Genomic DNA, 10,903 nt, shown 5'->3' with positions numbered 1-10,903 from the left:
ATCCGTAAACACCACCGTGTAGTATATTTGTGATTAGCCTGAGATATTTAATTCCGTTCCTTTTCCCTGCTTCGTCCACTATTTCAAATTCAATTGTATCTCCAACTTTATAGTTTCTATCGTTTTTTCGCAATTCCCAAGGCTTTATACCTTTAAGGTGTTCACTTGCGTATTTTTCTAATATTTTAATTTTGTGTTCCATATTCCGTATTAATTAAAGTTCTTATTACTATTCGTTGTAGTGCATTTGCCTTTTTAAAAACCAAGCTGTACGTGTATGGCAAACGACACCACAACACGCTATATAGCCCATAATTCAAAAAGCCTTTGCGCTCTTTTCCAACGCTAAGTCAAAGAGCTACGAAAAGTAGCACATTGCCTTTTGTCCGCCTACCGCTTTACTAACTTAGTTTTAAGCCTCTTTAAACATTGCTATTAAATTAGCTTTTAGTTTATCCTCTAATCCAGAAACATAATACTCGACAGTCGTTTTTAAGCTATCTAATGTTTTTTCCTCAAACTTTTTCTCAAAAACCTCTGTTTCAAAAACATAAACAGATAATGTTCCGCTATATAAACCATATTCAGCAGAAGATTTATGTGGTGGGTAAAATCTTGAACTTATAGAACAAATATCCCCATCATAATCTAACTTCAAACCACAATCCCAAGACCATTTGCAGTTATTTAATGAAGCATTGTTTGATTCTTCTGCCCATTTATGAGCAACATCAAAAACCTCTTTAGAATTTACACCCCAAAAATCTCTATTGTCTAACTTATCTTTAAAATCTTGTATTTCCATTATGTTGTTTTTTGTAAAGTTAATAATTAAAGTTGCCGCAACAGTTGCGAAAAGCAACCCTTGCTACGATGCATAATCAACCGCTATTTTTTAAATTACGTGCCATATAGCTAACCGTTAGAGTTAATATTTGGCTCAAAAGTCATAGAGCGTGTGCTAATTAGCAGTAATACCGTAACTTTTGTAAAGTTCACCTAAGTAAATCAAGCCAAACACTAACAATAACAAAGGCTATAAGTAATGCCTTAGTTAAGTCTTACCAACTAAGGTCATTCCATAGTTCTTGGTCTTTTTTAGAATTAATTAAGCTATCCCAATTAGTTCCATTTCTCCAAATAACATCTTTCATAAGTGCTTATTTATTAAATTAAAGTAGTTTATCGGCACTACTCATAGCCGTAATCCGTTAAGTACAAGTTGCCATTTCAAAAACCAAGCATTACGTGTTAGGCAACCAGTACTTAACACGTAATATAAAAAATTGCTTGGGGTCAGTTCATTTTAATTAAGTTTATTACTTATTCCGAAGCAACTAAAAAACTACTCTTCGTCTAAAATCAAAACATCGTCTTTTGCATTTAATTCGGTTACATAATCTGGGTCTTCGCTAAAAGTAACCTCTCGTTTAGTAACACTATTTAATAATCCAAAAGTATAATCTGTTTTTCTTTCAGCTATAAATACATCCATATTTTCAGGGTATTTATTTAATTCCGCTTTTAATTCTTTTACTGTCATAATTTAATCGTTTTTTATTTTTGTTTGTTTATTAATTTTTGTGCTAAATCAGCAACTTTTCATATTACTATCCGTTAGGGCAAATACTAAGTAAGTGCGTTTTCAAAAATATTCCCTACGACCTCAAAATTTTCTGTTTCAAACAGAGGAGAAATACCAATATCTGAATTACATACAAAAGAATTATCTTTGTAAATAACCTCATATGTATATCCAAAATTAACCTCCTTTAAAATATCACCCTCAAATATTTTTTTTCCATTCTTATCAAAAGAACCTGTAAATTGCATAAGTTGAAAATCAAGAATTAATCCATTTTCAGTGCCAACACTAACTCCTGTTTTATCAATTTGTAACCAATTCTTGTTTTCCCCGTTAATTACGGGTAAATAATACATCTTATTTTTAGAGAAAGCTCTAAATTCTATTTTTCTATTTTTCATTTTAAATATATTTTAGTTTAATTACCGTACTTGCCCTAACACCTTATAAAATTAATGGCTAGCTTTCTGTTTTTTATTAATATTCTGTTTTTAATTGTTTATTAGTAGCTTATTTACTGTGTTACCGCTTCATTTACGCCACTAATCTTATAAATGAAACGTTGTAGTGCATTTGCCTTTATGGAAACTCACTCAAATGCTTTAGTTGGCAAACGACACTACAACACCATATATAAAACATAGCTTTTAGGCTTGTGCTTAATTCGATTGTTCGTGTCTGTTTGCTCATAATTAAACATTTTCTGCCACCGCTTTTTGGTTATAGAAATTCATAAAATCATTGTACTCAAAGTCAATTAAGGCATGAACATTAATTCCTAAATCAACTATTTGCTGGAAAGTTAATTCAGTATGACTATTTCCCATTACAATTCTTAAAGCACCTTTTCTATCTTGATAGATATTAAATATTCCGTGCATTCTTCCGTCTTTTACTTTATAAGAGTAACTATTTGTTTTTGCCATCGCTTAAAAATGTTTAATTATTAATGTTGTTTTTAATTCAAAGTTTCGGTTTATTAAGGCTACGTTTCATATATGTGTAACGTTACCCACAATGTAAAAAGCCGAATCACTCTTACTGCTTAATAATCGTTAGCCATTTTACAATAATTACATTGGTCTATACAAGGAGGAACTCGCATCGAACCTTGTTTTTCGCATTCAAATTTTTTAATTACTAAAACATTTTCTTCTTTTATTTTAAATTCATAAAAAGCATTTAATAATTCAATTACTCTATCTTCTGTTAATTCTCCGATATCATTTACTTTTTCATCTGAAAATTCGTAATTAACATAAAATTGTTCTGTTGTTATCATAATCTGTATGTATTTGCCCTCGTACCTCACGCACGGCTTTTTAAAAAGTGGGTAACACTGTATAAAAAACATTGCTATTTTGGCTTATTTCAAAGGTCTGTTAATATTAATTTACTTTATTTATAATCGTTAATTTTTGTTTTTCTAAACGCAACGTTATTTATACAACACGTTATAAGCAATTTCAGAACCGTATAACATTTCGATAATATTCTTTATATCCTTTCAATATTTCAGAAATGAACTTATCTATGTTCCATTGTCTTTTAATCTTGTTCCATTGCTTTTCTTTGTTTCCATACTCACCAATGCTTAAATGATTATTATGGTCTTGCCAATTCATAATATTAAGCCAATGAGGGTTTATTATTACGTTAATTTCTTTTGCCTTTTCGTGCATAAATTCAATATACTTTTCTTCAACGTTATCACATTTTACAGACCATACATTATGTACTGTTCTACTGTCGTCAAAATTTGAATTTCTGTAAGTTATGTATATCATAAAAAAACTGCTTATAACACTATCTATAAATAATAGCGAGTTTATCGCTTATTTAGTGTTGGTTTATATTGTTTTGTTTTTATCCTTAATTCTGTGCTTATCTAATCGCTACTATTCATAGATTTAACGTTGTAGTTAATATTGCCTCCTACACCATTTTGCGCCTTGTCTAAATCCCCTACTGTCTAACAAATCAACATTATCCTCAGACGAAGCTAAGTATATGTCGGCATCACTAACCACAACATCACATAAACCTAATTTTTTAATTATTTCTTCGGCTACTGCTTCAAAATCACTTTCTTCTACACTCCAACCAATTACACTTTTTTGGCTACAGTTCATTAAGATTCCTTGTATTTTTGCTTTATTACTCATAATATAATTTACTTTATTTATTGTTTAATCATTAAAAAACTATGCTTATCTGCGTTACGTTGTAGTGCATTAACAACACCATTCATTTTTAGGGAAGTCTTCTATTTTTATTTTCTTTCTTCTACATTTCCATCCTCCTAATAATGAAAACCCGTAATCTTGTGAGGCTTGTAGCATATTTTTAAATTGGTTAGGTAATAAAATTAGAGTTTCCATTTCTTTAAAACTTATCTCAATAACTTCTATCATAATTTAAAAACGCACTACAACAAAGTATAAAAACAAAAGCCTGTTGTAGTGTCTTATTAGTGGCTTATGCTCGTTTATTAATATTATTTTTTAATTCAATCTTACTACCTATTTACGGCTTCAATTTTTATACAAAACCGTTAACAACACCATTCATTTTTAGGGAAGTCTTCTATTTTTATTTTCTTTCTTCTACATTTCCATCCTCCTAATAATGAAAACCCGTAATCTTGTGAGGCTTGTAGCATATTTTTAAATTGGTTAGGTAATAAAATTAGAGTTTCCATTTCTTTAAAACTTATCTCAATAACTTCTATCATAATTTAAAAACGCACTACAACAAAGTATAAAAACAAAAGCCTGTTGTAGTGTCTTATTAGTGGCTTATGCTCGTTTATTAATATTATTTTTTAATTCAATCTTACTACCTATTTACGGCTTCAATTTTTATACAAAACCGTTATATTTTTACTTTAATTAAAAGCATTTTTAGAAATCCATATCATTTGTCTATCTAACATATTCTTTAATTCTGTTACATCTGTGTCTTTTGTAATAACAAACGGTGTGCCTTCTAGTTTTCCAGAAACTTCAGAGCGATGCCAATAAATTAAACCGATTCTTAAAATGTATTTCCCCCATACTGGATCATACACTTGTAAATCTTCTGGTAGCGCCTGAACTAATTCCACTTTAGCTATTGCTCGTGGAAAAATATATGGACGTGGTTGCATTGCTGTTAATGTTGGCATAATATTCAGTTTTTAAAAAGGTAAATCGTCTGGTTCTTCTCCTTGTGGTTTATTTGCTGATTGTGCAGCTAATTGTGGTTCTGCAGCAACTGCTTCTCCTTTTTCTTTTTCGTAGAGCGAATTATCTTCAATTAAATTTAGTAAACCTTTTGATTTTAAAGCTGTGTAGTTTATAGCATAACAACTTGGGCTCCCTGCTTTTCCAAATCGTTTTCCTTTTATTAAACCAATAAATTCTTTGGTAGAGTGTAGGTAGTTTCTAATGGTAGAAATACCTATTACGTCTACACCTTCTCTTGTGGTTGCTTCTTTATTATATAATTGATAAACAGCGTTTAATCTTAAATATAAAATCTGATCGTTATTTTCGTTTTTGTGAGTAAATTGTGTGCGTTTTTCTCCTTGAACTTTAAAATCTGTGTTTTTGTCTATTCTAAAATGTAAGTGGTCCTTAATTTTATTGCTTTCAAAAAGGAAGGTTAAAATACTCCAGAATTCTGTTAAGGCAGAAGTATCTCTAATTTGTTCTGAATTCTCAATAATTAAGTTAGCACAAAGTTTGTTTAACGTTTCTTCTGTAAAAGGAAACTTTATTTTTTCCTTTAAAATCATGTACGTTGTATGTATCATTGTGGTGTTTTTAAACACACGGTCATCATATTGTTCTTCTTTTAATAATGCTTTTAAGCTACGTTCACTTTCTGCAAAAGTTCTTGGTAGGTTTTTAGAAAAATAAGCTCTGTATTGTAATATTTCTGATGTTAAACTGCTAATACCTTCGTTGGTAACATTTAATAAATCTGTAAAGTTTTCTTTCTCTTCTGATGTTCTTTTTTCTGTTTTCTGAAAATACAGACTCATAGTTCTGTTTGCTAAACCACCATCCATATAAGTTGGTAAAAACTGACCGCAATAATAAATGGCTGTCATAATCTTTTCTACAGTTGTTCTTGTACTTCCAACGTCTTTAGATTTTACACGTCCGTTTCCGTTCCAACCTCCCATTACTAAATTGGCTAAATCTGGTTTTATGGTTTTGTCTTGAAATTCATCACAAAAAACAACTGTATTTGTGGTCCTGGTTAACGTTTTAGAAAGTCCAGAAGATGTTGCTTGTGTTAAATCTACACCTGCCATTCTGTAATAAAAGAAGTTCTGAATTATTTCGCCAAAGGCAGATTTACCAGAACCAGTTTCTCCAAAACCACCTAATAACGGAAAAGAAGAATAGTGTGTTATAAATAAATCTCTAAATAAGGCTCCAAAATTAAAAAGGATTCCAAAGATGCCTTTTTCATCAAAAACCAATTGCATTTTATCCATCCAATCGTTTAAAGTAATTGGAGATTCTTTATATACAAAGTATCTGTCATTCTCATACTTATCATCACCAACTTGGTTGTCTTTATGCATTACAGAAAAGGCAGGAGAATAATAGTTATCTATTTTCTCGTTGTATTCTCCGTCTGAAGTATCAATGCCTTTTAAATTCATTATTCCGAATTTATTAACCGGTCTAAATTTATCTTGCCAATAAACTCCGTTTGCAAACGCATAGAAGTTTTTAGGGTTTTGACCCATTGTTAGTAATTCTGATGCTGGTTGAAACTGTCTGTTATATCTTCTTACAAATCTGTCGAAATGTTCAGTTTTAATTCCGTTATCCGTATAAAAAAGGAAACCGTTTAATTTAAAAAGGAATCTTCTAAACTCGCCAAAACTTGATAGTATTTCAGAATCGAATTCTATAATCTTTTTCTGATTGGCAGTGTTGGTTATTTCGGCTAAACGTTTGTTTTCTTTGTCTCCCATTATTTGGAATAATGGCTCAAACTTCCAATCTGTACCTTCTATAAATTGCCCGTTAATAGGAAAATGAAATTGGTTACCAATAGTTAAAAATCCGTGTTCTAAATACTCTTCCATATTACCACCTTTTGGTAATTTTAAGTTTCTGGTAGAATAAAGTGTTCCGTCTTTTTCTTTTGCTTTTTTCTTCTTCTGCAGCTGCAATTTCAAACTTTCCTATTTCTGCTTTTAACGCTGTAGTTGCAATTTTTAACGTTTTGGCAATTTGCTTAACGTAGTCTGCACGGTTTATTTCGTGCTTTATTTTAAAAAGTGTGTTTGCAATATCTGTTACTGCAAAAGACTTTTTATAAGTGTCCGTTTTCTGAATTCCTTTTAATTCCTTGGTTTGTTCTGCTTTTAAAGTGGCTATATTTTTGGCAACTTCTTTATTAGTTGCTTTTGCTTCTTTTAATTCATCTTTATATACACTTTCTAAAGTTTTGTTGCTTTCTTTAGCTTTAGCAAATGCTTCTTTATCTAAATCTTTTAAAGAAACTAAATTAACTGTAAAGTCTTTTTCTAATTGTTTTAAATCAATTTTATTAGATAATTCGTCTGCAATTAAAAGCTGATACGATTCTTTCATAGCAGTTACATCTGCTTCGTATCTATCTCTAATTAAATCGTATTGAGACACTTTATAATAAACAGCGTCTAACTTATTGCTGTTTATCCAATCTTGCATATTTTCTTGTGCTCTAGAAAACGTATCTGGATCTTCTCCATCTGGCAACAAACAAATAGATACTTTTAAGCCATGTGCTAAACAAATATCTATATCGCCATCTTTTTTAAGCATAGTTCTTAAACCAGCTTCATCTCCGTCTCTTAATAAAACTACTTCGTCTGCATATTTTTTTAAGAGTTGTGCGTGTCTGTCTGTTAAAGCCGTTCCGCAAGATGCAACAGTGTTTTTACATCCGTTTTTATGCATTGCAATAACGTCTGTATAACCTTCTGTTAAAATTGCCGAACCTATTTTACTAATTGTTTGTTTGGCTTGAAATAGACCGTATAAAACGGCAGATTTATCATAAATTAAACTCTTTGTAGAGTTTAAATATTTGTAAGACTTGTTTAAATTTGGGTCGTTAGATTGTCGTCCACCAAAACCAATAACACTTCCTTTTTCATTATGAATAGGAAAAATAATTCGGTTTCTAAAAAAATCTCTAGTTTGGTTATTGTCCGTTTTACATAAACCTAATTCTTTAGCGGTGTTTACAGTTCCGTTATCAATTACCCAATTAGAAAGTTTATTATCTGCTGCTGCATAACCAATTTCAAAATCCATTATACAGTCAGTATCAAATTGACGTTCTTTTAGATTTTCTTTTGCCCAATGATCTGGTGCTAATTGTTTGTAAGCATTGGCATAACTTCTGGCAACTTTTTGAGTAAGTGAGTACATTAGGCTTTTTTGGTCTATTTGCCTTTGTACTTCTGGAGTTACTTCTTCTTTTTCTAAAAATATATTATGAATTTTAGCAATAATTTCTATTGCTTCTATAAATTCTACATTTTCATGCTGCATTACAAATTTTATCCCATCGCCACCAATACCCGAAGAGAAGCATTTAAACATTTGGTCGCTTGGTTTCACTTTAAAAGAAGGTGATTTTTCATTTGTAAAAGGAGAACAACATTGGTAACCAGAACCGCTTTTTTCTAAGGCAACAAAATTTTCTATAGTTTTATGAATATCTGCTTCTTGTACACGTTCTATTGATGTTTTTGTATATCTCATTATGCTATTATAATTTGTAGATGATAACCTAGTTTCTTTAGGTTTTTTAAACCTTTTTGTGTTCTTTTTGGGTAATTATCAAAACAAAATTTATCTGGCAACAAAACCCTTTTTTCTTTTTTCGGTATTGTAAAATGAATCTTAACAATTTGCAGATTCTTAACTAAGTTTGGTTTTCTGCTCATGGTGTTAAATGATTAATTGTTATAGTTTCCATTTCTGCAGTTTCCTCTATCTTATTTGTTTGGCAATACGTTTTTAAACGCTCTATATATTGCATGTGTAAAGATTCTAATACCCTAATTGCATCTGCAACCGTTAGTTTTTTATCTGCAGTACATTTAATTCCTATTTGACCGTTTGCTAAATTCGGATTTACTTCTATTTTAATTTCTTTAACCATTAGTTATAAGTTTTTCTACGTGATAAAATGAATATGCTACATCAAAACTCTTTTCTGTACACTTGCTGCAATGGGTTAGTTTATCTGGATTATTAAGTACACTAAAATTTAAATCAGTAGTGTTTAAAGGCTTTTTTACAGTAACAATTAAACGCTTTGTAACCTCCTTTTTACAGCCTTTACAAGTGTATTTTACTTTTAGATATTTGTTAACTTCTTGCATCGTTTCTTGCTAAATATTTGTTATAATAATCGCCAACCGTTTTTGGTTTTTGGCTTTCTATGAAAATAAATTTCTGATTGCTAAAAATTTCATCAACAAGCTTTTTTGCTTGCTTTTCCGATTTCAATTGCACCTTTAACTGTGATGTCATTTGCTCTTTTGGTGTCAATTTCTTGGAGTCTAAAGGGATTTCTTTTTTGAGTTGGTTACGTAAGGTTGTAATGGTTTCTTCATAATGCAACATTGTTATATTGTATCCTTCAACATTATTTAACTGGAGGTAAGATTCTTTTTGAGGTGTTAAAGCGTCTTTTTGCTGATAGTATCTTATTAATTCTGCTTGTATTTGATTGGTTGATTTTTCCATTGTTTTTAGTTTATGCGTTCTTCAGTTACTTTATTAATAAAATCTGCTTTGTTGGTTACCCCTGCTTTTCTGTAAAGATTTCTTCTATGATAGTCATAAGTAGACATAGTAATGTTTAACACATTGGCTATGTACTTATCTGGGTAACCATTCCATATTAAGTCTGTAATTTTTATGTCTCTACTATTTAAAACTGTTTTACCTATTGTTATGTCTTTGGTTTTCCATTTTAAAGAAATACAATCTACACTGTGTCTAAAGTTTTCTGATGGTTGTAAAATGCCATCTATAACATCTGGAGTAAAATCTGCATCACCAAAACAGAAGTAGGTATATATTTCTATCTTTCGTTCTAGAGTAGCATCTATTTTTGCTAAATCTCTAACCGCAGGAGAGTCGCTAAAAAATTTAGTTTGTAATTGTTTTAAAACAATTTTAGGTACTGTATTAAATGAATGCTGGTTGCCATACTGAAACCAAATAACTTCTTGTGTAGATGGTATGCCAATAAATTCTATATTAGAATCAAACGGCATTGTGCCTGCAACTCTTTTGTGAGTTCTAAAGGGTTTTTGTAAATTTGCTGCGTTAATCATAGGTTTAAGATTTTGTGATTAATGTTTATAAAGTCGATTGTTCTAGCAATCGGCTTTTTTTGTGAATACTATTTTTATATTGTTTTGCACTTTATTTAATTTTTATTAAAACCACACTCTAATAGAATTCCCCCAAATTAATAGAGTGTGGAAAAAAAGCTGTTTCCAGCTATGAAAAAGAAAAAGTTTTTTAGGGTAATGGAAACTTTTATAAAACCATTGAACGTATTTTTAAGCAGTTAAGAGTTTTTCTCGCGCTGTTATAATTGCTTTTTTTCTGCATATAACTCCCAAATTGCATCTTCTATAATTGCATGCGGAATACCAGACATTGTATTTCTTATTTGTACCCTAGAGTAAGGTTTGCCGTTTTTATTGAATTTGCCTTTTTCAATCAACTTTTTTTGCACATCTAGCGTATATCTAAAGTCTAAAACAGCTCTAATCTCTTTATTTTCACCTTCTGTAATCATAGAAAAACCCTATTTGTTTTATTAATTAAATTAATTACCTTGTTACGGTATTGTTACGCAAATATAGTATAAAATTATACTATAAAACAAAATAAATGGTAAAAAATTATACATCTATAAAGGAAAGGTTAAGGCAATTTGCTAAAAAACAAGGAGTTAGTTATGAAAAATTATATAAAATAATTGAAATGACTGATGGTAGTTTTAAGGGAAATGCTATCAATCGTTCTTTAAATTCTGATGCAATAGTAAAATTTTATACCAATTTTCCAGATGTTAATTTACATTGGTTAATCACTGGTGAGGAAAAAAAGAAAAAGAAAAAGAAAAAAGAGTAATGGAAGAACCCCATAATTACGAAAATAGTTATAAGGACAAGTATTTAAAAGTGCTTGAAGAAAATAGAGATTTAAGTAAAAAAGTTATTGGTTTATTAGAATCTAATAACAATTTAAAAAAAGATAATAAACACGTTTCTTATTAATTTGAATT

20 protein-coding genes are annotated in these 10,903 nt (G+C 30.1%); 2 read left to right on the top strand and 18 right to left on the bottom strand.

Annotated features, from left to right (window positions below):
* From N5A56_RS04700 to N5A56_RS04615, 18 genes are all read right to left on the bottom strand, one after another.
* Positions 1–202: DUF3850 domain-containing protein (locus N5A56_RS04700; protein WP_274270219.1), on the bottom strand; the 202-nt coding region annotated here is incomplete at its 3' end.
* 210 nt (positions 203–412) lie between these two features.
* Positions 413–805, bottom strand: coding sequence for a hypothetical protein (locus N5A56_RS04695; protein ID WP_265726983.1), 393 nt, complete (start codon positions 803–805; stop codon positions 413–415).
* Between the two features lie 540 nt (positions 806–1,345).
* The gene (locus tag N5A56_RS04690) at positions 1,346–1,543 is read right to left on the bottom strand and encodes a hypothetical protein (protein WP_274270112.1); all 198 of its coding nucleotides are present in this window, start codon (positions 1,541–1,543) and stop codon (positions 1,346–1,348) included.
* An 86-nt stretch (positions 1,544–1,629) separates the two neighbouring features.
* Positions 1,630–1,986, bottom strand: a complete 357-nt coding sequence (locus N5A56_RS04685; RefSeq protein ID WP_265726985.1) for a YopX family protein — start codon at positions 1,984–1,986, stop codon at positions 1,630–1,632.
* Positions 1,987–2,277: 291 nt separating this feature from the next.
* Positions 2,278–2,511 carry a hypothetical protein gene (locus N5A56_RS04680; protein WP_265726161.1) on the bottom strand — a complete coding sequence of 78 codons (234 nt, stop codon included), beginning with the start codon at positions 2,509–2,511 and terminating at the stop codon, positions 2,278–2,280.
* Between the two features lie 119 nt (positions 2,512–2,630).
* Positions 2,631–2,867 carry a hypothetical protein gene (locus tag N5A56_RS04675; RefSeq protein ID WP_265726940.1) on the bottom strand — a complete coding sequence of 79 codons (237 nt, stop codon included), beginning with the start codon at positions 2,865–2,867 and terminating at the stop codon, positions 2,631–2,633.
* Positions 2,868–3,051: 184 nt separating this feature from the next.
* The gene (locus tag N5A56_RS04670; RefSeq protein ID WP_265726941.1) at positions 3,052–3,372 is read right to left on the bottom strand and encodes a hypothetical protein; all 321 of its coding nucleotides are present in this window, start codon (positions 3,370–3,372) and stop codon (positions 3,052–3,054) included.
* A 135-nt stretch (positions 3,373–3,507) separates the two neighbouring features.
* Positions 3,508–3,750, bottom strand: a complete 243-nt coding sequence (locus N5A56_RS04665) for a hypothetical protein (RefSeq protein ID WP_265726942.1) — start codon at positions 3,748–3,750, stop codon at positions 3,508–3,510.
* A 69-nt stretch (positions 3,751–3,819) separates the two neighbouring features.
* On the bottom strand, positions 3,820–3,999 hold the full coding sequence (locus N5A56_RS04660) for a hypothetical protein (protein ID WP_265726944.1): 180 nt from the start codon (positions 3,997–3,999) through the stop codon (positions 3,820–3,822).
* A gap of 140 nt (positions 4,000–4,139) precedes the next feature.
* Positions 4,140–4,319 (bottom strand): hypothetical protein, encoded by a 180-nt coding sequence (locus N5A56_RS04655; RefSeq protein ID WP_265726944.1) that lies wholly within the window; start codon positions 4,317–4,319, stop codon positions 4,140–4,142.
* Between the two features lie 153 nt (positions 4,320–4,472).
* Positions 4,473–4,751 carry a hypothetical protein gene (locus N5A56_RS04650; RefSeq protein WP_265726164.1) on the bottom strand — a complete coding sequence of 93 codons (279 nt, stop codon included), beginning with the start codon at positions 4,749–4,751 and terminating at the stop codon, positions 4,473–4,475.
* A gap of 12 nt (positions 4,752–4,763) precedes the next feature.
* Positions 4,764–6,770 carry a hypothetical protein gene (locus N5A56_RS04645; RefSeq protein ID WP_274270218.1) on the bottom strand — a complete coding sequence of 669 codons (2,007 nt, stop codon included), beginning with the start codon at positions 6,768–6,770 and terminating at the stop codon, positions 4,764–4,766.
* The gene (dnaG, locus tag N5A56_RS04640) at positions 6,679–8,349 is read right to left on the bottom strand and encodes a DNA primase (RefSeq protein ID WP_274270217.1); all 1,671 of its coding nucleotides are present in this window, start codon (positions 8,347–8,349) and stop codon (positions 6,679–6,681) included. Before dnaG ends, N5A56_RS04645 begins: the two co-directional genes overlap by 92 nt.
* Positions 8,350–8,530: 181 nt before the next feature.
* Positions 8,531–8,752 (bottom strand): hypothetical protein, encoded by a 222-nt coding sequence (locus N5A56_RS04635; RefSeq protein WP_265726167.1) that lies wholly within the window; start codon positions 8,750–8,752, stop codon positions 8,531–8,533.
* On the bottom strand, positions 8,745–8,975 hold the full coding sequence (locus N5A56_RS04630) for a hypothetical protein (RefSeq protein ID WP_265726168.1): 231 nt from the start codon (positions 8,973–8,975) through the stop codon (positions 8,745–8,747). The genes N5A56_RS04635 and N5A56_RS04630 overlap by 8 nt, the downstream gene beginning before the upstream one ends.
* On the bottom strand, positions 8,962–9,342 hold the full coding sequence (locus N5A56_RS04625; protein WP_265726169.1) for a hypothetical protein: 381 nt from the start codon (positions 9,340–9,342) through the stop codon (positions 8,962–8,964). The genes N5A56_RS04630 and N5A56_RS04625 overlap by 14 nt, the downstream gene beginning before the upstream one ends.
* Positions 9,343–9,347: 5 nt before the next feature.
* Positions 9,348–9,938: a helix-turn-helix transcriptional regulator gene (locus tag N5A56_RS04620; protein WP_265726170.1), complete on the bottom strand. Its 591-nt coding sequence runs from the start codon at positions 9,936–9,938 to the stop codon at positions 9,348–9,350.
* Between the two features lie 260 nt (positions 9,939–10,198).
* Entirely contained in the window at positions 10,199–10,411 is a 213-nt protein-coding gene (locus tag N5A56_RS04615; protein ID WP_265726948.1) for a hypothetical protein, read from the bottom strand.
* 95 nt (positions 10,412–10,506) lie between these two features.
* On the opposite strand from N5A56_RS04615, the gene N5A56_RS04610 reads away from it, so the two are divergent.
* Entirely contained in the window at positions 10,507–10,749 is a 243-nt protein-coding gene (locus N5A56_RS04610) for a hypothetical protein (RefSeq protein ID WP_265726172.1), read from the top strand.
* A complete protein-coding gene (locus N5A56_RS04605) occupies positions 10,749–10,895 on the top strand; it encodes a hypothetical protein (RefSeq protein ID WP_265726173.1) in 147 nt (48 codons plus the stop codon). The genes N5A56_RS04610 and N5A56_RS04605 overlap by 1 nt, the downstream gene beginning before the upstream one ends.
* Positions 10,896–10,903 lie beyond the last annotated feature (8 nt).

This window comes from Polaribacter ponticola (genome assembly GCF_026191475.2).
Classification (GTDB): domain Bacteria; phylum Bacteroidota; class Bacteroidia; order Flavobacteriales; family Flavobacteriaceae; genus Polaribacter; species Polaribacter ponticola.
The sequence above is the reverse complement of the archived record's forward strand: the minus strand, read 5'-3'. Positions and strand labels throughout refer to the sequence as shown.